Genomic DNA, 21,325 nt, shown 5'->3' with positions numbered 1-21,325 from the left:
CCGGTGCTGCCGGCCGGGTCCCGGCTCACGCGCCGGGACGAGTTCGCCGCCGTCCTGCGGCGGGGGTGGCGCAGCGGCCGGTCCAGGCTCGTGGTCCACATGCACTGTCCCGCAGACGGCGACGCCCCGCGCGCCGGGCTGGTGGTGAGCAAGGCCGTGGGCGGCTCCGTGGTTCGCCACCGGGTGAGCCGCCGGCTGCGCCACCTGCTCGCGCCGAGGCTCGGCGAGCTCCCGGCCGGCGCCATGGTCGTGGTCAGGGCGCTGCCGCCCGCCGCCGACGCAACGTCGGCCGAGCTGGGCGACGACCTCGACTCGGGCATCCGCGCGGTCCTCCGGAAGGCGGGTGGAACGCGCCGTGGATGACGAGCGCCGTTCCCCGCTGACGCGGCTGCCCGTCGCGCTGCTGCGCGGTTACCAGCGCTGGGTGTCCCCAGCACTCCCCCCGACCTGCCGTTTCTACCCCACCTGCAGCGCGTACGCGATCGAGGCGTTGCAGGTGCACGGTCTGCTGCGCGGTTCTTGGCTCACGGTCAGGCGGTTGGCGCGGTGCGCGCCATGGCACCCTGGCGGAGTCGACCCGGTGCCGCCGCGCCGATCCCGCCCGGCCCGGAAGAACATCGAGGAGCAAGCCCCGTGCTGAACTTCATCTACTACCCGGTCTCGTTCATCCTCTGGGTCTGGCACGAGGTCTTCGGCTTCCTCCTCGGGCCGGACAACGGCATCGCGTGGGCGCTGTCGGTGATGTTCCTCGTCTTCACGCTGCGGGCCATCCTCTACAAGCCGTTCGTGCACCAGGTGCGCTCGATGCGCCGGATGCAGGAGTTCCAGCCGGAGATCGCCAAGCTCCGCAAGAAGTACGCCAACGACAAGCAGAAGCAGGCCGAGGAGATGCAGCGGCTCCAGAAGGAGCACGGCGTCAACCCGCTCGGCGGCTGCCTGCCCGTCCTGGTGCAGGTGCCGGTGTTCATCGGCCTGTTCCACGTGCTGCGCGAGTTCGGCCCCACCAACGGCGACGGCTCACCCCGTACGGAGAACTACTTCTTCGGGTTGGAGGAGGTCCAGTCCTTCAACCGCTCCGACCTGTTCGGGGCGAAGCTGGGCAACTGGGTGCTGCAGGGCGAGGAGTTCCTCAACGCCGCCGGCACCTCGATCGCCTCGATGCTGATCGTCATGATCCCGCTGATGATCGCCGCGGGCTTCTTCACGCACATCACCGCCCGCCACTCGGTGGCCCGGCAGACCGCGGCGCAGGCCGAGAACCCGCAGACCGCGATCATGAACCGGTTGATGCTGTACATCTTCCCCATCGGTGTGGTCGTCGGTGCGCCGTTCCTGCCGCTCGCAGTGCTCCTCTACTGGGTGTCGAACAACCTGTGGACGCTCGGTCAGCAGTACGTCGTCTACAAGCGGATCGACGCCGAGGAGAGCGCCAAGCGCGAGCAGGCGGCCGTCACCCGGCAGGCGCGTGCTCCGCGGCCCGGCCAGAAGCCGGTGCGGCCGGACACTGCGCCGGCCGACGAGCCCCAGCAGCCGGCCAAGCGCCCGGGCGCCAAGCCCGTCACCCGCAAGCCGGCCGGACCCGGCGCGAACGGTGCTGCTCCGGCCACCGAGCCGAAGGACGCGTCGGGCAACGGCACCGGCAAGAGCCTGAACGGCGTCGACCGCGGTGCGCGCAGCGGAGGCGGCTCCCGGCCGCCGGCGCGCCGCCCGCGCAAGCGCCGCTGACCCACCAGACATCCGCGGTCGCCCACCGGCGACCGCAGCGGCGCGTTCCGGATCACCGGGCGCGCCGCACCTGTTCAGAGAGGAGACGCATCGTGCCGAAGACTGCGCAGGACGGGGCCACCTCCGCCGAGGACCAGCTGGTGCGCGAGGGCGACATCGCCGGCGACTACCTCGAGCAGCTGCTCGACATCCTGGACTACGACGGCGACATCGACCTGGACGTCGAGGCGGGGCGGGCGATCGTCAGCATCGTCGGGGGCGAAGACCTCGACAAGCTCGTCGGGGAACGCGGTGCGGTGCTCGAGGCGCTGCAGGAGCTGACCCGGCTCGCGGTGCAGCAGGTGTCGGGCAACCGCAGCCGGCTGATGCTCGACATCGCGAAGTGGCGCGAAGGCCGCCGGGACGAGCTCACCGACCTCGGCACCCGCACGGCCAACGAGGTGCTGGAAAGCGGGGAGTCGGTGCGCCTTCGCCCGATGACGCCGTTCGAGCGCAAGGTCGTGCACGACGCCGTCGCGAAGGTCAAGGGCGTCTCCAGCGAGAGCGAGGGCGAGGAGCCGCGCCGGCAGGTCGTCATCTTCCGCAGTGCCTGATACCGGGTCTGCGCAAGCGGAATCGAACCGGGACACCACTGTCTTCGGCGAGCGCCTCCCGCTCGCCCGACGCTATGCCGAGCACCTCGCCACCTCCGGCGTCGAGCGCGGGTTGATCGGTCCGCGTGAGGCGGATCGGGTGTGGGAACGGCACGTGCTCAACTGCGCGGTCGTCGCGGCCCTGGTGCCGGACGGCGCGCGTCTCGTCGACGTGGGTTCGGGAGCCGGGCTTCCCGGGATACCGTTGGCGCTGGCCCTGCCCGCTGCCCGCATCGTCCTGGTGGAGCCTCTCGCTCGTCGGGTCGAGTGGTTGCGAGAGGTGATTGCCGATCTCGGCGTGGCGGTCGAGGTGGAGCGGGGTCGGGCCGAGGAAGATGTTGTGCGGCGGCGATGGGAGGGAGCCGACGTGGTGACCTCTCGTGCCGTCGCGCCGCTGGCCCGCCTCGCCGGCTGGTGCCTGCCGCTGCTCCGGCCGGGCGGGCACATGCTCGCGATCAAGGGCGCCGCCGCGGCTGACGAGGTGGAGCGGGACACGGCTGCCGTGCGACGACTCGGCGGTGGGGTCCCCCGGATCGAACGGTGCGGGTCGGGGATCATCGATCCTCCCAGCACGGTGGTCGTCGTCGAGCGGAATGCCGGTGCCCCGGTCCGCACGACGCGCAGGAGAGGGCGGGCGTGACGTTCAAGGTGTCCCAGTACGAGATCTCCCCTGACCATGTTTCACGTGAAACACCCGGGTGGACCCCGATCGCGGAGGAGGCCGCGCGCGCCGCGCGCGTGCTCCACCCCGACCGTTACCGGATGCCCCGCCCGTCCCACCGGCGGGTGCTGACCGTCGCCAACCAGAAGGGCGGCGTCGGGAAGACCACCAGCACGGTCAACCTGGCTGCCGCGCTGGCGATGCACGGCGTCCGGGTGCTCGTGATCGACCTCGACCCGCAGGGCAACGCCAGCACCGCACTCGGCGTGGAACATCGACTGGGCACGCCGTCGGTGTACGAGGCGCTGTTGGGCGAGATCCGGCTGGCTGAAGCGGCCGCCGAGAGCACCGCCTCGTCGAACCTGCTGTGCGTCCCGGCGACGATCGACCTCGCCGGTGCCGAGATCGAGCTCGTGAGCATGGTGGCGCGTGAGAACCGGCTGCGGCAGGCCCTCTCCCCCGAGGCCCTCGACGAGCTCGACGTCGACTACGTCTTCGTCGACTGCCCGCCGTCGCTCGGCCTGCTCACGGTCAACGCGCTGGTGGCGGCCAACGAGGTGCTGATCCCGATCCAGTGCGAGTATTACGCGCTGGAAGGGCTCGGCCAGCTGCTGAGCAACATCGACCTCGTGCGTGCCCACCTCAACACCAGCCTGCACGTCTCGACCATCCTGCTGACCATGTACGACGGGCGCACCAAGCTCGCCGACCAGGTCACCAACGAGGTGCGCGGCCACTTCGGGCCCACGGTGCTGCGCACGGTGATCCCGCGCAGCGTCAAGGTCTCCGAAGCTCCCGGGTACAGCCAGACGGTGCTGGCCTACGATCCGGGCTCACGCGGCGCGATGAGCTATGTCGACGCAGCCCGTGAGATCGCCGAACGTGGTGCGGAGATGCCCGTGCCGCCTGACCGAGACGGGCGGTAATCCGCGATGCCTGAGCGCGAGGCGCCTCCGGCGCGCCCCACGGCCCAGAAGCCCGCCCTGCAGCGGAAGGGCGGGCTGGGGCGCGGGCTGGCAGCGCTCATCCCGACCGCACCTGCCCAACCGGACGCCGGGAGCCCGAGCGTCACCGGCCGGGCCACGACCGTGGCGCCGGGCCCGACGGTCCCGGCGCCCACGCAGCCGCGCGCCTCCGAGCGCACCGCCGAGCCGGCTGCGCCGATCCCCGTCGATGGCGCGGTGTACCGCGAGATCGAGCTCTCGGCGGTCCAGCCGAACGCGAAGCAGCCGCGCACGCAGTTCGACGAGGAGGCGCTCGCAGAGCTCGAGCACTCCATCCGCGAGTTCGGCCTGCTGCAGCCGATCGTCGTGCGCGAGGCCGGAGCCGGCTCCTACGAGCTCGTCATGGGCGAGCGGCGCTGGCGGGCCGCGCAACGCGCAGGCCTCACCCGCCTCCCCGCGATCGTGCGCCGCACGGGCGACGACGCGATGCTGCGCGACGCCCTGCTGGAGAACATCCACCGCGTCCAGCTCAACCCGCTCGACGAGGCGGCCGCCTACGAGCAGCTGCTCGCCGAGTTCGGCGTCACGCAGACCGAGCTCGCCGACCGGCTCGGTCGCAGCCGCCCCGTCGTCACCAACACGATCCGGCTGTTGAAGCTGCCGGTGTCGGTGCAGCGACGGGTCGCGGCGGGCGTGCTGTCGGCCGGGCACGCCCGCGCGCTGCTCGGCGTCGAAGACCCGGGGAAGCAGGAGGAGCTCGCAGCCCGGATCGTGGCCGAGGGCATGTCGGTGCGCGCCACGGAGGAAGCCGTCGTGCTCCTCCGCCGCGACGCCCCTTCCTCTTCCAAGCCGACCCGCCGCAAGCCGATGCAGGCTCCCGGCCTGCAGGACCTCGCCGAGCGGCTCTCGGACAAGTTCGACACGCGCGTGAAGGTCGAGCTCGGGCAGCGCAAGGGGCGCATCGTGGTCGAGTTCGGCTCGGTCGAGGACCTGGAGCGGATCGCCAAGCTCATGAACCGCGCCGAAAGCTGACCCTGCTCCGAGTACCCCGGCCGCCGGTGCGGCCGTCAGCGGCGCTCTCAGGGCGCCCTGTACGGCACGCTGGCGGCCTGGCGGGAGCAAGCCGGTATGGCGGGGACGGCGATGTTTCACGTGAAACAGTCGAGCCGCTGGACCGGCGGAAGGCTGGTCCGTCGGGCGCATCGAGCGCGTAGTCGGGGCCAGGTGGGGCCGACTCGGCACGTCCTGACCGACGGGTGGAGGCAACCAGGCCGAGTCGCCGGCCGGGTGGACCGCACGCCCACGTCAACGGCGCACGGATCGAGGAACGAGGTGTTCGTGGCGACCGGGGCCTCGCTCTTCCCCGGCTCGGTCGCCGGGGCCGGGTCGGAGCTGCGGATCAACAGCGTGCTCCACGTCAACTCCCGGCTGGAGGAGCGGACCGTCGTCCCGATCGGCTGGATCGCGGTCGGCGATCCGGCCGAGCTGTTCTCGCCCGATCGGCACGAGGAGCTGTGGGAGGTCCAGCGGGACCTGGACTTCCCGGGCACGGTCTACGGCGTCCCGCGGGGCACCCCGATGCGCACCGTCATGGCGCGGCAGGTGGAGTTCTACGGGGCGCACCGCGCGGACCACGTGGTGGACGGGTGACCGCCCGAGCCCGTGACGGGCTCGCGGGTCACTCGGCGAGACTCGGGTTGCGCTTGACCGCGACGAGGCTGGCGATCGTGGTGACCGCCAGCACCCCGACGATCACGGAGAGGGAGAGCCCGATGCCGATCTCCGGCACGGGGAGCGGCTCGCCGCCGTTGAGGAACGGCAGCTCGTTCTCGTGCAGGGCGTGCAGCACGAGCTTCACGCCGATGAAGCCCAGGATCACGGCGAGGCCGTAGGGCAGGTAGATGAGCCGGTTGAGCAGGCCGCCGAGCAGGAAGTAGAGCTGGCGCAGGCCCATCAGCGCGAACGCGTTCGCACTGAAGACCACCGCTCCCCCGATGGGAGATGGCCCGGAGCTCGAGGACGCGGTTCTTCGTTGCGGGGAATGGCACCTGCTGCCGTCGTCCGGGGAATCCGGTACTGGGATCGTGACGGCCATGGCCTTCCTGCAGCTCACCGCAATCCTCGTCGAGGACTACGACGACGCCATCGCCTTCTTCACCCGGGCGTTGGGATTCGAGCTGACCGAGGACTCGCCGGCCCGCACCAACGACGGCCGACCCAAGCGCTGGGTGGTCGTCCGCCCGCCAGGTGCGGAGACCGGCATCCTCCTCGCCCGCGCCGACGGCGAACACCAGATCCCCGCGATCGGCAACCAGCACGCCGGTCGGGTCGGCTTCTTCCTCCGCGTCGACGACTTCGAGGCCAGCTACCGGAACATGTGCGCCGCCGGCGTCGAGTTCCTCGGCGAGCCCCGGACCGAGCCCTACGGTCGGGTCGTCGTCTTCCGCGACGTCGCCGGCAACCGCTGGGACCTCCTCGGCCCCGCCGCCCCTTCCTGATGCGCGGATGTTTCACGTGAAACAGCGCGGGTCGCGACGTGCGGGTTCACCTAAGGCGTTGTTTCACGTGGAACAGCGCGCCGCGGCGGGCAGGCGTTTCACGTGAAACGGCGCCGGGCGATCGCCCGCTCCACGAGCGCGGAGTAGAGCTCGCCCAGCTCCATCCCCGCTGCCCGGACCGACAGGGGGAGCAACGAGGTCTCGGTGATGCCCGGCGACACGTTCACCTCGAGGACCTGGATCCGGCCGTCGAGGTCGACCACCGCATCGGTGCGGGACACGTCGCGGAGGCCGAGCAGCTGGTGCGCGGCGAGCGCCGTCTCCTCGAGGCGGGCGAGGGTGGTCGCGTCCAACCGGGCCGGGCAGTGGAAGGAGACGGCGCCGGGGGTGTAGCGCGCCGTGTAGTCGTAGACGCCGCCCCCGGCGTCGATCTCCACCGGCGGCAGCGCGCGCAGCCCGGCACCGTCGTCGACGACGGTGACACCGACCTCGGTGCCGCGCACGAAGCGCTCCGCCAGCACGGTGTCGGAGTAGGCGAGGCAGCTGACCATCGCCGCTGGGAGCTCGGAGCGCGCGGTCACGACCTGCGCCCCGAGCGCCGACCCGCCCTGGTCGGGCTTCACCATCAGCGGGAGGCCGAGGCGGTCGACCATCGCGTCGAGGACGGCCTGCGCCCCGAGCGCACGGAACGTCGCGTGCGGCAACGCCACCCAGTCCGGCGTGTCGAGCCCGGCGCCTGCGAGCTCCGCCTTCGCCGTCGGCTTGTCCCACGCCGCCCGGCAGGCCTGGGCGGACGTGCCGACGAACGGGACGTCGAGCAGCTCGAGGACGGCCTGCACCGACCCGTTCTCGCCCTCTCCCCCGTGCAGTGCGATCGCGACCGCGTCCGGCGGGTCGTTGCGCAGCTGTGCGACGAGCGACCCGTCGACGTCCCACTCGCGCACGTCGGCACCGGACGCGCGCAGCGCGGCGGCGAGGCGCCGGCCGGACCGCAGGGACACCTCGCGTTCGTGGGAGAGCCCACCGGCCAGCACGACGACGGTTCGTTCGCGTTCGATCACTGTGTTGCCCTGCCTCCGCTTCGCTCCGGCTGCTCGCGGGCCTCTCGAGGCGCCGTCCTGCTCCTCCGGTGCTCGGTCGCTCGTTCCTCGCTCCCTGCGCGCCTCCCCCGCAGGACGGCGCCGACCCGCTCGCGCAGGATCAGGGAGTGTGCGGGCTGGGAGCCTGCGGCCCCCCGCCGAGCGCCGGGCGCGCCGAGCTGCCGAACGTCCGCATGACGTCGAGCTCCGCCTCCAGCACGGCTGCCAGCCGGCGCACGCCCTCGGTGATGCGCTCCGGCGTCGGGTAGCAGTACGACAGCCGCAGCTGCCGGCTCCCGAACCCGTCGGCGTAGAAGCCCGTGCCGGACGCGTACGCGACGCGAGCCGTGACGGCGCGCGGGAGCATCGCCTTCGTGTCGACGCCCTCCGGGACCGTGAGCCACACGTAGAAGCCGCCGTCCGGCACGTTCCACGTGCAACCGTCGGGCATGTGCGCCTCGAGCGCTTCGAGCATCGCGTCGCGGCGGTCGCGGTAGACCTCGGTGTAGGTCTTGACCTGGGCGCGCCAGTCGTGTGCGGCGAGGTAGCGCGACACCAGCATCTGCGTGAAGCTCGGCGGGCACAGCACGGCCGACTCGGCGGCGAGCACGAGCCGGTCCCGCACCGCGGGCGGCACGAGGGCCCAGCCCACGCGCAGGCCGGACGCGAACGTCTTCGAGAACGACCCGAGGTACACGACGTCACGGTCCATCGAGCGGAGCGCGGGGTACGTGCGACCGCTGAACCCGAGGAGCCCGTACGGGTTGTCCTCGAGCACGGCCACCCCGTACGAGGCGCAGATCTCGAGCACCTCCGCCCGCCGCTCGACGGCGAGGGTGACGCCTGCGGGGTTGTGGAAGTTCGGGATCGTGTAGAGGAACTTCGGGGTGATCCCCTCCGCGGCGAGCGACCGCAGCGCGTCGCGCAGCAACTCGGGGACGAGGCCGTGCTCGTCCATCGCGACGTGCACGACGCGCGCCTGGTACGCGGCGAAGCTGCCGAGCGCACCGACGTAGGACGGCCCCTCGGCGAGCACGACGTCGCCGGGGTCGCAGTAGATGCGGGTGACGAGGTCGAGCGCCATCTGCGAACCGACGGTGACCACGACGTCGTCGGGATCGGCGCGGATCCCCTCGAGCGCCATCACCTCGCAGATCTGCTCGCGCAGCGCGGGCACGCCGTGGGCGGAGCCGTACTGCAGGGCGACCTGGCCGTCGCGCGCGACGAGGTCCGCCACCTCGGCCGCGAGGGCGTCGAGCGGGAGGGCAGCGAGGTTCGGCATGCCACCGGCGAGCGAGACCACCTCGGGACGGCTCGCCACGGCGAACAGCGCGCGGATCTCCGACGCGGTCATGCCCGCGGTGCGAGCAGCGAACCGCTCCGTGGCGCCCGGCCGCGGCGCGCCCGCCGCCGCTGCCGCCCCTGCTCCTGCGGGCACGGCGGGGAACGGCGATGGGGGCGTGGCCGGATTCGGCACGGTGGACCTCCCGGATCCTCTGTGACTTCGACCGCCCGAGTCTATGGGGTGCGTTCACCGGTCCGGCCCCGGTCGTCGGCAAGGCCACTCCGCGTCCCAGTACCCGGAATGGGGGAACCTGCGACCGATCGTCGTGGTAGGAGCACCGGTCGCAGCAGGTGGGGTGTCGTTTCGGGCTGGATCGATCTATGGTCGTCGGGTCGGCGCGGCGAGTAGCGCCGTATGTCCGAGTTCGCGATGGCTCCTCGCCGCCGGAGGTTGTGTTGTCCTGGCACGTGGCCGCGCTAACTCTGGACAATCTGGACGATCTGCCCAAGCGGTGCAGGAAGTGCGTCTTCTGGGAGCTGTCCGAGAACCTCGGCAAGCAGGCCGCCGACTTCGCCTCCACGGAGCTGGAGAAGGAGGCGTGGGTCTCCGAGGTGCTCCTCGAGTGGGGCTCGTGCGGGCGCGTCGTCTACATGGCCGGAGCGCCTGCGGGATACGTGATCTACGCGCCCCCGTCGGCGGTGCCGCGAGCGGCCGAGATGCCCACCGGCCCCGTGTCCGCCGACGCCGTACTCCTCACCACGATGCAGGTGCTGCCCGAGTTCTCGGGCGAAGGGCTCGGGCGGATGCTCGCCCAGGCCGTCGTGCGCGACCTCACCCGGCGCGGCGTCAAGGCCATCGAGGTGTTCGGTGAGCAGCGCCCCGGCTCCGAGCCGGGCTGCCTGATCCCCGCCGACTTCCTCCGCGCGGTGGGCTTCAAGACCATCCGCCCCCACCCGCGCTTCCCGCGGCTGCGCATGGAGCTGCGCTCCGCGATGACGTGGAAGGAAGACGTCGAGGCGGCGCTGGAGCAGCTGCTCGGCACGATCACAATCCCGATGCAGGCCAGCGGCCTGCGCGCCGATCCCCTTCGTTCGGTACCCACCCGGTCGGGAACGGCCTTCAGCGGCCCGTACAGGTCGCTCTGTACGCCTCGGTGACGGCCCGGTAGGGCCTACCCGACCCGATGGGCGCGGGCCCGAGGTCGACCGACTCTCAGATCGCCTGAGCCCCGCCGCGCTCGAGTTCGCGTGCGAGCACGTCCGAGAAGGTGAACGTGCCGGTCGGCTGGTCGTCCTGGCCGAGCAGGTACAGCCGCTTGACGGCGACGAGGATGCCTTCGGCCACCACGTCGCGGAACGCCGGGTCGAGCAGCCGGCGCCGGTCGCCGAGGTGGGTGAGGTAGCCGATCTCCACGCGCACCGTGGGCATCCGGGTGAGGCGCAGGAGCTCCCAGGTGCGGGCCTGGGTGCGGCAGTCCTGCAGGCCGGTGCGGATGAGCAGCTCGCGCTGGATGAAGCCGGCGAGGGCCTCCCCCACGGTCGAGGTGGCGCCCGATCCGTTGCCGAAGTGGAACGTGGCAAGGCCGTGGGCGTGCATGCTGCGGTTGGCGTCGGTGTGCAGCGACAGCACGAGGTCGGCGCCTGCCTGGTTGGCGAACGCGGCCCGCTCGGTCTCGCTCGGGCAGGTGTCCTCCTGCCGGGAGAGCATGGCGTCCATGCCGGTGGCCGTCATGCGGCCGACGAGGCGGCGGGCCATGTCCCAGACGATGTCGGCCTCGGCCACCCCGGCGGCGACGACGCCCCGGTCGGGACCGCCGTGCCCGGGGTCGACGACGATCCGCTTGCCCCGCAGCCGCGGCCCGGCCTGGCGGAGCAGCTCCTGCTCGCGCAGCAGCCGCGGTCGGCCGCCGGTGACCTTCCGGCCGAGCTGCCGCAGCGACCGGAGGGTCGCCGGGCCGCACAGCCCGTCGGGGACGAGCCCGTACTCGCGCTGGAACTTCTTCAGCGCGGCCTCGGTCTGCTCGTCGAACACCCCGCCCGGGCGGCCCGGGTCGTACCCGAGCTCGAGGAGGCGCTCCTGCAGCGCGACGACGTCGTCGCCGCTCATCGGGGCGGAGATCAGGAGGGCGAGCATCCGGTCGCCCAGCTGCCAGCCGGCCTCGCGGAGTGCGCGGTACGTGGCCGCCCCGACGATCCCGTCGGTGATGAGACCCCGCTGTTGCTGGAACGCTCGGACCGCTTGCTCCACGTCGTCGTCGAAGACGTCGTCGCGAAGCCCGTCCCCGGCGGCTGCGGGCAGCAGACCGAACCGTCGCAGCGTGGACCGGATCTCGACGACACCCGGACCGCTGTCACCTCGGCGCAGCAGCTGCATGCACCCCTCGCTCGCTGTCGTGGCTTCCCGTGCTCGGACCGCCCGCCCCCCGATCCGGGCCGTCGACCATTGTGCCCTGCCCGGGGGATACCCGCGGACAGCGGGCCGTGTCGGAACGTGTTCGTGTCGTGATAAGCCGGAGCCCCGCCCCCGGCGAAAGCGGGAGCGGGGCTCCGCGGCCCTGACGGGTCGACCCGTCAGGCCAGGTAGTCGGCCAGGTCCTTCAGCAGGGCGGCCTTCGGCTTGGCGCCGACGATCTGCTTCACGGGCTTGCCGTCCTTGAAGACGATCATGGTGGGGATGGACATCACCTGGTAGTCGCGGGCGGTGGCCGGGTTGGCGTCGATGTCCAACTTCGCGACGGTGACCTTGTCCTTGTTCTCCCCGGCGATCTCGTCGAGCACCGGAGCGACCATCTTGCACGGCCCGCACCAGGTGGCCCAGAAGTCGACCACTACGGGCTTGTCGCTGTTGAGGACGGCGCTCTCGAAAGAGGCGTCGGTGACCTCGACGGTGTTGGCCATGTGTACTCCGTTCCCTGGAACTTGCCCCGTACTCGGTGGGGGGTGTGTCTGGTGGGTCAGGCGGTGACGGCCGCGACCTGCTCCGACGCGGCGCCGTAGCCGCCGCCGACCAGCTCGCTGGGCACCGGCGTGTCGGCGAGCCAGCGCTCGGCGTCGATGGCCGCGGCACACCCCGAGCCGGCAGCGGTGATGGCCTGGCGGTAGACGTGGTCGACGAGGTCACCTGCGGCGAACACGCCGGGGATCGCGGTGCGGGTGCTGGGCGACTCGACCTCCAGGTAGCCGTTCTCGTCCGTGGCGAGCACGTCCTTCACGAGCTGGCTGCGGGGGTCGTGGCCGATCGCGACGAACATCCCGCTGACGTCGAGCACCGACTCCTCGCCGGTCCTCGTGTCACGCAGCCGCAGGCCGGAGACGCTGCCGTCTCCCAGCACCTCGACGACCTCGGCGTTGGTGCGCCAGCGCATCTTCGGGTCGTCCTGGGCGCGCTGCAGCATGATCCGGGAGGCGCGGAACTCGTCGCGGCGGTGCACGATCGTGACCGAGCGGGCGAACCGCGTGAGGAACGTGGCCTCCTCCATCGCCGAGTCGCCGCCGCCGATCACCGCGATGTCCTTGTCGCGGAAGAAGAAGCCGTCGCAGGTGGCACAGGCGCTGACGCCACGGCCGAGCAGCTTCTGCTCGCCGGGGACGTGCAGGTAGCGCGCGGCGGCGCCCATCGCCAGGATGATCGCCCGGGAGCGGTAGGTGACGCCGCCCGCGACCACCGACTTGACCTCACCCTCGAGCGAGATCTCCTCGACGTCCTCGCTGCGCAGCTCGGCACCGAAGCGCTGCGCCTGGCCGCGCATCTGCTCCATCAGCTCGGGGCCCATGATCCCGTCGGTGAAGCCGGGGTAGTTCTCGACCTCGGTCGTGGTCATGAGCGCGCCACCGAACTGCGTGCCCTCGAACACGAGGGGGCGCAGCTGGGCGCGAGCGGCGTACACCGCTGCGGTGTAGCCCGCCGGGCCCGACCCGACGATGATCAGTTCGCGAACCTCGCCGGTGTTCGCTCGATCGCTGCTCACGGGTTGCGTCCCTCCTCGTCGCGTACATGCGCTGCAACACCATTCCAGGAACGGGCATTCCACCGCGGGCGGGGGCCGCACCGGCGCGTGAGCGCGCTCACCCTCCGATGGTCCGCGTGTCGAGCAGCTCGCCGCCATCCGGCCCGCAACCCGGTGCGACGACCACGATGTGCAGGCGCCCGGGCGCACCCGCGCCCAGCAGCAGGAGTACCCCGTCGCGCCCACCGAGAACGACGTCGCGGCCGCCGAGGAGCTGGGCGTCCGGGGTCACCCCGGGTGGTGCGACGGCGCGCAGGCAGCCGGCTCGCCGCGCCGGGTCGGCCAGGTCCCCGGCCTCGAAGGCGCCCCGGACGGTGAGACCCGCAGCCACCAGATCCACTCCGTCGAGGGACATCCGGGCAGGATCGCGGGGCGTCCACAGCAGCCCGGCCACGACGGTGGCGGCGAGCAGGGCGGCCGCCACGAGCGCCGGCCGCACGCGGCGTCGGGGGCGGACCCGTGGGGGCTCCGCGGCCCTCGCGGCCAGCGCGGCGTCCCACCGTGCGGCGTACTCGGCGGGCACGGGCGGATCCGCCAGCTCGCCCAGCTCGGCGCGGGTGGCGGCCAGCCCGGCGAGCGCGGCCGTGGCATCGGGGTCCCCCGCAGCGGCGGCCCGGACCTCGGCGGCCGTGGCCGGGTCGAGCAGACCGGCGTCGAGGTCGGCGAGGAGGTCGGCGGGCAGCCCGCGGTCGTGCGGTTCGCTCATCTCTCCTCCTCCCGCAGGTGGCCCAGCAGCGCACCCAGCCGGACCCGCCCGCGGGCGCAGCGGCTCTTCACCGTGCCGACCGGGACCTCCAGCACCTCGGCGACCTCGTCGACCGGCCAACCTTGCACGTCGACCAGCACCACCGCCACCCGCTGGTGCGCGGGCAGCTCGGCGAGCGCGTCGATGACGGACAGCCGGGTGACCACGTCGACCGCGACGTCCGGCCGCCGCTCCCGCGGCTCGACGTCCGGGAGGAGGGGCACGGTGTTGTGGCGGCCGTCCTTGCGGAGCCGGTCGATGCAGGCGTTCACCAGGATGCGGTGGAGCCAGGTGCGGACCGATGCCTCGCCCCGGTAGGTGCCCGCCCGCCGGTAGGCGGACACGAGCGCCTCCTGCACGACGTCGGCGGCGTCCTCCGGGTGGTGCAGGGTGCGCACCGCGACGCCCCACAACCGGTTCCGGTACCGGGCGACCAGCTCGCCGAACGCGTGCGGGTCGCCCGACCGATGGGCGGCGAGCAGCTCGGCGTCGCTCGGTGCCCCCACGGTCGGAGAGTAGGTCGGGGACGCCGTCGCCCGTGGGCGTTCGGGAGAACTCGGCCCACCAGAATTGCGCTGTGAAGCGACTGCGGCCCGTCGACCTCGCCCGGGAGGCCGGCCTCTCGACGCAGCAGGTGCGGAACTACGAGGCCGCAGGCATCCTGCCGCCGGCACCGCGCACCGAGAGCGGCTACCGCACCTACGGCCCGGAGCACCTGGAGGCACTGCGGACCTTCCGGGCGCTGGTGCCGGGGTTCGGCATCGGGCGGGCGACGGCGATCATGCTCGCGGTTCACGCGGGTGACCGGCGGCAGGCGCTCCGGTTGGTGGACGAGGGCCACGCGGCCCTGCACGAGCAGCGGCTCGCCACCGACACCGCCGGTGCTGCGCTCGACGCCCTCGCGGAGCGGTTCCGCGACCCGGAGCCGGAGCCGGGCCCGGTGTTGCGGGTCGGTGAGCTCGCCGCCCGGCTCCGCGTGCGCCCGTCGACGCTGCGGGTCTGGGACGCGGCCGGCCTGCTCACCCCCGGCCGCGAACGCGGCACCGCGTACCGGACGTACGGGCCGACCGAGATCCGCGACGCCGGGATCATCGCGATGCTGCGGCAGGGGCACTACGGGTTCGAGCAGATCAGACCCGTGCTGGAGGGCCTGCGCCGCGCCGGGAGCCCGGAGGCGCTGCGGGCGGCGGTTGCGGAACGGCGGGAAGCGCACGACCGGCAGAGCCGCGCGATGCTGCACGGCGCGGCACTCCTGCACGCCTACATCTCGGCCGCGGAGTAGCGCCTGCGCTGCTCGCTACGCCCCGGCGCGGCGGAACTCGACCTCGCCGATCTCGCTCGAGTACTCCCCGTCGCGACCGGACAGCTTCGTGATCCACAGCAGCACGTGCTCCACGGGCTGGCTACCGGCCAGCGAGACCGGCGTGCGGCTGCCCTGCACCGTGACCTCGGCGATCTTCTCCGTCTCCGAGAACGGGGCGTCGGCGGAGGGGGCGGAGCGAACCTCGATCACGGTGCCGCGGCTCGGCGACTGGATCGTCAGCTCGGACAGCTGCACCGCGGATGCGAACGACACCATGATCCCGACGCCCGGCCGGTAGGCCGGGAACTGCTGGTAGTAGCTGGAGGTGTTCCAGGCAGTGGCCGGGTCGCGGTCGATGACCCGGGTGGCGCGCTCGGAGTTGTCGGGGTCGCCGCCCTGGTCGTAGACCTGCACGGCGAGGCCGCCGACGGCGGGCCCGGCCGGGGCGGGCGCCACCTGCGGCTGGCCGGGAGCGGGTTGCACCGGCTCGCCCTCGACGACGATGGGCGGACCGCCGCTCTCCACGAACATGGCGCCGAGCTGCACGCCGAGGTAGCCGAGGACCATGAGCACCGCGGCGCCGAGCGCGGTGAGCGCGATCGTCATCTTGCGGCGGCGCTGCGGATCGGGCGGGCTGACGGTGCGGCCGCGGTCCTGCCACACGTCCTCGGGCGATGACGGCACCCCGTCGTGCGCGGGTGGGAACAGCGCCATCCGGTCGTCCTCGGCCACCACCTCGGTGAGCAGGCGCTGCACCGCCGCGGCGGTGTGGACGTGTCCCGGTGCGCCGTCGGGGCCGAGGGTGCCCTGGGTGAGCGTGTCGAGCTCGACCGGAACCCCGGGCCGCAGCTCCGACGGCGGCAGCAGCGCCCCGCCCGGGGTGCGCTCGGCCGCGGCCAGCCCGGCGCGGGCGGCGTCGGCGGAGGACAGCGGCCAGTGGCTGGTGAGCAGGGTGTAGAGCACGGCGCCGAGGCCGCGGACGTCGTCGGCGGGCGTGACGTCCGAGCGGGGCAGCGCGAAGCAGAGCTGGGCGCGGCCGTCGGGGGTGATCCGGACCCGCTGCGGGTGGTCGCAGCCGAGCACGAGGCCGTGCCGGTGGGCGGCCTCCGCCGCGGCGGCCAGCGGGGCGACCGCGCGGGCGGCGGCGAGCGGCTTGATCAGGCCGTCGGCGACGACCTCGCCGAGGCTGCGGCCGGGCACCCACTCGGTGACGGCGGCGCCGAGCACGTCGTCGGGCACGCTCGCGGCACCCGGCGTGAGCACGTCGAGCAGCCGGGCGCAGCCGTTGTGCTCGAAGCTGCCGGAACGCAGCGCACGCACGACCATCTGCTCGGCGCGGTCGACGTCGCTGAGGTCGTCGTCGAGCACGGCGCCGGGCGCCGGGCGCCGCAGCACCGTGACGGCGACGTCACGCCGCAGGATCGTGTCCTCGGCGCGCCAGAACTCCGCGCAGGCCGCCGGGTCGGTGCCGACGCGCGTGCGCAGCCGGTAGCGGCTGGCCAGCAGGCTGCCGGCGATGGTGCCGGACGGCACGGGCGGCACCGCGGGGGCGGTGGGGAGGTCGACGGCAGGTGTGCTGCGCACCGTCGGTTGCTCGGCGGCTGCTTCCGCCGGTCGATCTTCGGGGCGTTGTTGTTCGGGGACGTGCGGCGCCGTGTCCACCGCAGTGTCCACCGCAGCCGCCACCGTTTCGTCGGGCGACTCCCCGGGCGCGGCCGCACCGGAAGGTGGGCTCGCCAACTCACTCACCGCTCCGCCCTCCCCGGCACTTGCGAACCACACCTCGCCCGGGGCAGAGCCTACGTCAGCGGCGTGTGCCGCGCCGAGGCTTCCCCTTGTCGACGAGCCGTTCGAGTCGCTTCAGGACGACACCGACCTCACCTATCCCTATCAGTCGCATCAGCAGCACCGTTACCGGTCCGCCCAGCACGACCGCCACCCCGAGCTCGGCCCATGCCCTGGCCAGCGGGGCGAGCGTGGCGAGGGGCCCCTGGGCCAGCAGCGCGACCACCCCGGCGGCGAGCAGCATGCCCGCCGCCGCGGCCACCAGGCTGCGGCCGGCCGTGCCGAGCACAGCTCCCGTCGGCACCCGGCCGAGCATCCGCCGGAGCAGGAGCTGGCCGACCACCGCGCCCACCACGAACGCGGTGCTGTTGGCGGCCGCCAGGCCCAGCACGACGTCCTCGGGAGCGAGCAGCACCGGGCAGGCGAGCATCAGCGGGATCTTCGTGGCCACCACGCAGAGCTGCACGAACGTCGCCCAGCGGTGGGCCGTGAGCGCGTAGAGCACGCGAGCCTGCAGCATCGTGAAGGCGAAGGGCAGCAACCCGAACGCCGACACGGCGAGCGCGGCGCCGAGCCGGGCGGCGCCGTCGAGGTTCCCGGCCCGCAGCCCGAAGAGCGCGACGCCGACCGCGGTGCCGAACACCGTGAGCAGCACCGAGATCGGCACCAGCAGCACGGAGGCGAGCTTGCCGCCCAGCCCGAGGTCGGCGGCGACGTCTGCGGTGCGGCCCTCGGCCGCGGCCCGGGACATGCGCGGCATCAGGACCGTGAGCAGCGAGACCCCGAGTACGCCGTAGGGCACCTGCAGCAGCAGCCACGCGTTCGTGTAGATCGCGAATGCGCCGCCGTCGGACCCGGTGGCCACCCGGCTCGTGACGATCAGACCGGCCTGGCCGATCAGCACGTAGACGATCGCCCACGCACCGAGGCTCGCCGCCTTGGTCAGGCGGGGGTCCCAGCCCCAAAGCGGGCGGTACCGGAACCCGACGCGGCGTGCGGCGGGCAGCAGCACGAGCGTCTGCGCGGCGATCCCGAGTGTCGTGCCGACGCCCAGCACGAGCAGACGGGCGTCGTCGGGCACCGCGAGGTAGACGCCGACGACGGTGAGCACGACCACGTTGTTGAGCACCGGGGCCCAGCCGAACGCCCCGAACGAGCCGCGGCTGTTGAGCACCGCGCCCAGCAGCGCCCCCAGGCCGTAGAAGAAGATCTGCGGCAGCAGCATGTAGGCGAGCGTGGTGGCGAGCGCCGGGTCGGCCTTGCTCGTGGTCTGCCCGCCCAGGTACAGCTGGGTCAGCAGCGGTGCCGTCAGGAGACCGGCCGCCGTGGCCACAAGGAGGGCCGCGCCGGTCAGCGTGATCAGCTTGCGGGTGTAGGCCTCGCCGCCGTCGGGATCCTCGCGCTGCGCCCGCACGAGCAGCGGGATCATCATGCTGCTCAGCGCACCGCCGATCAGCAGCTCGTAGACGATGTTGGGGAGGGTGTTCGACAGCGTGTAGGAGTCGTTGAGCACGGTGGCGCCGAGCACCGTGAACAGCGCGACCTGCCGCAGGAACCCGGTGATCCGGCTGGCCAGGCTGCCGAGCGCCATCAGGCTGCTGGAACGGCCGAGCGACGGCTCGGCCCGCTCCGGACGCACGATCGGGATCCGCTCCGTGACCGCGTCGTCCGGGGCCGGGTCGGTCACGGGCTCGGGACGCGCGGTGGGCCGGGGGGCGGCCTCTCGCCGCGGTGCGGCACCGCCGGGAGGCGGTCCGTGGCGGCGAGCGGGTCCGGGAACGGGTCGCCGGTGTGGTGGGAACGCGGGCCCGCCGGGGGCTCCGGGCTGGGCGGAAGGGGTGGGTCGGGTGGGACCGGTCCGGGCCGCCGGCTCCGCGGCTCCCCACGGATCCGGCGCACCACCCGACGGCCGGCCAGCACCACGAGGAGGATGCCCGCGCTCGCCGTCAACCACACGGTGATGGTGCCGTAGGCGGTGGAGCGCACCCGCAACCGGCTCGGCTGCCCCAGCAGCTCGCCGTCGGGGGTGCGCACCGCAGCCTGCACGGTGAACTGCCCCGACCGCGTGACCTCCGCGCTCACCCGCACCTGGCGCCTGCCGAGCGGGGGCACCTCCTGCGGCTCGATCGGGGCCACCCGCAGGCCGGAGGAAGGAAGGATCTCCACGTCCACCCGCACGGTGACCGGGAGGCCGTTCGCCACCGTGATCAGGATCGGCGCGTCGGACGTGCCGAGGGAGTACGGGCCGGGCGGCTCGAGCACGCGGACCGAACCCCGCAGCTCGGCCACGCGGTCGGCCAGATCCGCGGCGGCCGACTCGGCCTCGGCCGGGCGCGTGCGCCACGCCGACGACGCGGGGAGCAGGAGGCCGCGCCGCAACGGCGTGAAGGTCTCCTCCGGGCTGACGCCGACGCCGGAGTTCGGCACGGCGGCCGAGGCGAGATCGTCGATGTCCCCTGCGGCCGCGCGCAGCTCGTCCACCGCGGGCCCCGTGACCTCACGGCCGCCGACCTGCAAGGGATAGGTGACCGGAAGCGCCGCCGCGCCCGTCGGAGGCCCCACGGCCAGCACGTCGTCGAGCCCGCGCGGCACGATCCGCCCGATGTCGAGCAGCTGGTCGACGGCGCCGAGCAGCGCGTCGGTGGAAGCAGCGTCCGCCGTCCACCGGTGCGGAGGGGCGAGCACGAGTGGCCCGCCCGCGCGCGCCGCGACGCTCTCCTGCTCCTGGCTGCGGAAGCTGAGCGCGCCGATCAGGTCCTGGGTGGAGAGCGGGCTCGTGGTGCCGGCCGGGCTCGCCGACGGGGCCGAGCCGCTGCGCACCGCACCCAGGTCGCCGCCCGGCACGTCGGGGAGGCCCGCAGCGGCCCTGGTGAGGAGCGGATCGGTCAGGACCATGAACTGGGCGCGCTGCCCGCCCGCGATCTGGAGGACGCCCGAGTCGTACGCCGTCCGCCCCTGCTCGACGGCATCCGCCGACAGCAGCAGCGACCGCCCACCCGCCCTGGCCGCAATCGCGAGCGTGGCGTCATCGACCGCACCTTCGACCGGCCACGTGACGTCGGGGACGACCGGCGTCTGGAGGACGTCCTGCAGCACCTGCCGCCCGTCGGTGATCGCGCTGGCGGCGAGGTCGGCCATGCCGGCACGCGTGAGGGCGACGAGGTCGGCGTCGGCGTACGGAAGCGCGATCACGCAGCCCCCGCGCGCCACCGACGCGAGCTGGTCCAGCCAGGCCCCGGCCGCCGGGCCACCTGTGCCCGGCACGCGAACACCGTCCCGGCCGAGCACCTGGTAACCGTTCGCGCTCCGCATCAGAGCGGCGGTCTCCACCAGCTCCGGGTCGATCGCGAGGCACGTCGCCTCGCGCACCCGAGAGCCGGCAGGCGCGTTGCGCGCCAGGGCCGCCACGAGCCCACCGAGGCGCCCGTCGGGGGCGAAGGCGGCGGCCAGGCCGTCGTCGGTGAGCAGGGTGGGCTCACCCGGGACCGTGGCGAGCCGGTGCGGGACGTCGGCGATCGGCACGAGCATCGCGAACGGGGTGGCCCCGCCGGTGGTGGCCTGCGGCACCTGGTCGGGAGCCGACGGGTCCGGCGGCAGCGACAGCACCGGCAGCAGCATCCGCACCGCGGCGAGCCGGGCGCGTGCGCCGTCCCCCGGCGCCCCGTTGACGTTCACGAGCAGCTCGTGCACGCCGGTGGTGTCGAGCGCGAGGCTGGTCTCGGGTGCCCCCCGCAGCGGCAGGGTGAGCCGCACGGGCAGCTGCGCGCCGGGGGCGAGCTCGCCGGGGAGCGGCATGAACTCCGGCGTGACCGCGTCCGTGCGGGCAGTGCCGTCGAGCGCGTCGCGCAGCGCACCCTCCGTGGCGAGGGGGTTGCCGCGCTGCACGCGGATGACCAGGTCGCGCACCGGGACGTCGCCGGTGTTCGTGAGCGTGCCGGCCACCACCAGGTCGCGGGGACCGCCCGCCGTGACCACCCGCGGCGACAGCTCGGCGAGCTCCAGCCGCAGCGGCCCGTCCGCCGCACTCCCCTGCGCGGGCTCCGCGGCCGCGACGGGGACCGGACCGGTGCCCAGCAGCCCGGCCAGCGTCAGCAGGGTGATCGCGACGAGAGCCGCGACCGGCTTCACGCGGACTCCTCCAGCAGCTCGGTGGCCCTCCTGATCAGGCGGCGTTCGTCGGCGTATGCGAGTCGGTCCTCGAGCTCGTCGAGCGGCACCCACGCCACCTCGGCGACCTCGACGTCGTCATCGCAGAGCTCTCCACCGAGTGCCTGGAGCAGGAAGTGGTGGACGGTCTTGTGGACGCGCCGGTCCTCGGCGACGAACCAGAAGTCGATCGTGCCGAGCGGTGCGACCACGCGGCCGATGATGCCGGTCTCCTCCTCGACCTCGCGCACCGCCGCCTCCTCGGCCGTCTCACCGGCCTCGATGTGGCCCTTGGGCAGCGACCACAGCAGGCGGCCCTTGCGGTCGAGGCGGCCGATCAGCGCGGCCGTGCCGGTGGCGTGGTCGACGACCAGCCCGCCCGCCGAGGTCTCGTCGACCGTGCGCAGCCGTCTGCGCCGTTCGGCCGGACGACCCCCGCGACGCCCCCCGGAGCGGCCGCGGGATGAGGACATGTGGGGATCGTAACGAGCGAGGGGCGTTGAACGCCGCCGCGAG

At 73.4% G+C, this 21,325-nt stretch carries 22 protein-coding genes and 1 pseudogene; 11 read left to right on the top strand and 12 right to left on the bottom strand.

Features of this window, described 5'->3' with window-relative positions:
* Positions 1-3: 3 nt before the first annotated feature.
* The 8 genes from rnpA (at position 4) to FB388_RS36915 (ending at position 5,612) form a co-directional block, all read left to right on the top strand.
* On the top strand, positions 4-363 hold the full coding sequence (rnpA, locus tag FB388_RS36950) for a ribonuclease P protein component (protein ID WP_142107761.1): 360 nt from the start codon (positions 4-6) through the stop codon (positions 361-363).
* Positions 356-640, top strand: a complete 285-nt coding sequence (yidD, locus tag FB388_RS36945; RefSeq protein WP_142107293.1) for a membrane protein insertion efficiency factor YidD — start codon at positions 356-358, stop codon at positions 638-640. Before rnpA ends, yidD begins: the two co-directional genes overlap by 8 nt.
* Entirely contained in the window at positions 634-1,725 is a 1,092-nt protein-coding gene (gene yidC, locus FB388_RS36940) for a membrane protein insertase YidC (RefSeq protein WP_142107292.1), read from the top strand. Before yidD ends, yidC begins: the two co-directional genes overlap by 7 nt.
* Positions 1,726-1,817: 92 nt before the next feature.
* Positions 1,818-2,318, top strand: coding sequence for a Jag family protein (locus FB388_RS36935; RefSeq protein ID WP_142107291.1), 501 nt, complete (start codon positions 1,818-1,820; stop codon positions 2,316-2,318).
* On the top strand, positions 2,311-2,997 hold the full coding sequence (gene rsmG, locus FB388_RS36930) for a 16S rRNA (guanine(527)-N(7))-methyltransferase RsmG (protein ID WP_142107290.1): 687 nt from the start codon (positions 2,311-2,313) through the stop codon (positions 2,995-2,997). Before FB388_RS36935 ends, rsmG begins: the two co-directional genes overlap by 8 nt.
* 23 nt (positions 2,998-3,020) lie before the next feature.
* A complete protein-coding gene (locus tag FB388_RS36925; protein WP_142107760.1) occupies positions 3,021-3,944 on the top strand; it encodes a ParA family protein in 924 nt (307 codons plus the stop codon).
* A gap of 6 nt (positions 3,945-3,950) precedes the next feature.
* On the top strand, positions 3,951-4,994 hold the full coding sequence (locus tag FB388_RS36920; RefSeq protein ID WP_142107289.1) for a ParB/RepB/Spo0J family partition protein: 1,044 nt from the start codon (positions 3,951-3,953) through the stop codon (positions 4,992-4,994).
* A gap of 306 nt (positions 4,995-5,300) precedes the next feature.
* A complete protein-coding gene (locus FB388_RS36915) occupies positions 5,301-5,612 on the top strand; it encodes a hypothetical protein (protein WP_246122760.1) in 312 nt (103 codons plus the stop codon).
* A 28-nt stretch (positions 5,613-5,640) separates the two neighbouring features.
* On the opposite strand, the pseudogene FB388_RS36910 reads toward FB388_RS36915, so the two are convergent.
* Positions 5,641-5,946 (bottom strand): annotated as a pseudogene (locus FB388_RS36910) (TerC family protein); the annotation flags it as partial.
* A gap of 109 nt (positions 5,947-6,055) precedes the next feature.
* On the opposite strand from FB388_RS36910, the gene FB388_RS36905 reads away from it, so the two are divergent.
* Positions 6,056-6,460 (top strand): VOC family protein, encoded by a 405-nt coding sequence (locus FB388_RS36905; protein ID WP_142107288.1) that lies wholly within the window; start codon positions 6,056-6,058, stop codon positions 6,458-6,460.
* A gap of 98 nt (positions 6,461-6,558) precedes the next feature.
* Here the strand turns inward: FB388_RS36905 and FB388_RS36900 are convergent, their stop codons facing one another.
* Together FB388_RS36900 and FB388_RS36895 are read right to left on the bottom strand one after the other, a co-directional pair.
* Entirely contained in the window at positions 6,559-7,521 is a 963-nt protein-coding gene (locus FB388_RS36900) for a D-alanine--D-alanine ligase family protein (RefSeq protein WP_246122758.1), read from the bottom strand.
* A gap of 139 nt (positions 7,522-7,660) precedes the next feature.
* Entirely contained in the window at positions 7,661-8,977 is a 1,317-nt protein-coding gene (locus tag FB388_RS36895) for an aminotransferase-like domain-containing protein (protein WP_246122756.1), read from the bottom strand.
* A 302-nt stretch (positions 8,978-9,279) separates the two neighbouring features.
* On the opposite strand from FB388_RS36895, the gene FB388_RS36890 reads away from it, so the two are divergent.
* Entirely contained in the window at positions 9,280-9,981 is a 702-nt protein-coding gene (locus FB388_RS36890) for a GNAT family N-acetyltransferase (RefSeq protein WP_142107757.1), read from the top strand.
* A gap of 55 nt (positions 9,982-10,036) precedes the next feature.
* Here the strand turns inward: FB388_RS36890 and FB388_RS36885 are convergent, their stop codons facing one another.
* The 5 genes from FB388_RS36885 to sigM form a co-directional block, all read right to left on the bottom strand.
* Positions 10,037-11,197 (bottom strand): N-acetylmuramoyl-L-alanine amidase, encoded by a 1,161-nt coding sequence (locus FB388_RS36885; RefSeq protein WP_142107287.1) that lies wholly within the window; start codon positions 11,195-11,197, stop codon positions 10,037-10,039.
* 197 nt (positions 11,198-11,394) lie between these two features.
* The gene (gene trxA, locus FB388_RS36880; protein WP_142107286.1) at positions 11,395-11,721 is read right to left on the bottom strand and encodes a thioredoxin; all 327 of its coding nucleotides are present in this window, start codon (positions 11,719-11,721) and stop codon (positions 11,395-11,397) included.
* A 56-nt stretch (positions 11,722-11,777) separates the two neighbouring features.
* Positions 11,778-12,791 carry a thioredoxin-disulfide reductase gene (gene trxB / locus FB388_RS36875; RefSeq protein ID WP_246122752.1) on the bottom strand — a complete coding sequence of 338 codons (1,014 nt, stop codon included), beginning with the start codon at positions 12,789-12,791 and terminating at the stop codon, positions 11,778-11,780.
* Positions 12,792-12,888: 97 nt separating this feature from the next.
* A complete protein-coding gene (locus FB388_RS36870; protein WP_142107284.1) occupies positions 12,889-13,536 on the bottom strand; it encodes a hypothetical protein in 648 nt (215 codons plus the stop codon).
* Positions 13,533-14,081, bottom strand: a complete 549-nt coding sequence (gene sigM, locus FB388_RS36865) for an RNA polymerase sigma factor SigM (RefSeq protein WP_142107283.1) — start codon at positions 14,079-14,081, stop codon at positions 13,533-13,535. Before sigM ends, FB388_RS36870 begins: the two co-directional genes overlap by 4 nt.
* Positions 14,082-14,152: 71 nt before the next feature.
* Between sigM and FB388_RS36860 the strand changes: the two genes are divergently transcribed.
* The gene (locus tag FB388_RS36860) at positions 14,153-14,857 is read left to right on the top strand and encodes a MerR family transcriptional regulator (RefSeq protein WP_142107282.1); all 705 of its coding nucleotides are present in this window, start codon (positions 14,153-14,155) and stop codon (positions 14,855-14,857) included.
* A 15-nt stretch (positions 14,858-14,872) separates the two neighbouring features.
* Here the strand turns inward: FB388_RS36860 and FB388_RS36855 are convergent, their stop codons facing one another.
* From FB388_RS36855 to FB388_RS36840, 4 genes are all read right to left on the bottom strand, one after another.
* Positions 14,873-16,462 carry a protein kinase family protein gene (locus FB388_RS36855; RefSeq protein WP_142107281.1) on the bottom strand — a complete coding sequence of 530 codons (1,590 nt, stop codon included), beginning with the start codon at positions 16,460-16,462 and terminating at the stop codon, positions 14,873-14,875.
* A 220-nt stretch (positions 16,463-16,682) separates the two neighbouring features.
* Positions 16,683-18,350, bottom strand: a complete 1,668-nt coding sequence (gene murJ, locus FB388_RS36850) for a murein biosynthesis integral membrane protein MurJ (RefSeq protein WP_246122750.1) — start codon at positions 18,348-18,350, stop codon at positions 16,683-16,685.
* Positions 18,347-20,791, bottom strand: coding sequence for a DUF6049 family protein (locus FB388_RS36845; protein ID WP_142107280.1), 2,445 nt, complete (start codon positions 20,789-20,791; stop codon positions 18,347-18,349). The genes murJ and FB388_RS36845 overlap by 4 nt, the downstream gene beginning before the upstream one ends.
* On the bottom strand, positions 20,788-21,282 hold the full coding sequence (locus FB388_RS36840) for an NUDIX domain-containing protein (protein ID WP_142107279.1): 495 nt from the start codon (positions 21,280-21,282) through the stop codon (positions 20,788-20,790). The genes FB388_RS36845 and FB388_RS36840 overlap by 4 nt, the downstream gene beginning before the upstream one ends.
* Positions 21,283-21,325 lie beyond the last annotated feature (43 nt).

It is taken from the genome of Pseudonocardia cypriaca (assembly GCF_006717045.1).
Classification (GTDB): Bacteria; Actinomycetota; Actinomycetes; order Mycobacteriales; family Pseudonocardiaceae; genus Pseudonocardia; species Pseudonocardia cypriaca.
This window is presented reverse-complemented; position numbering and strand designations above follow the sequence as displayed.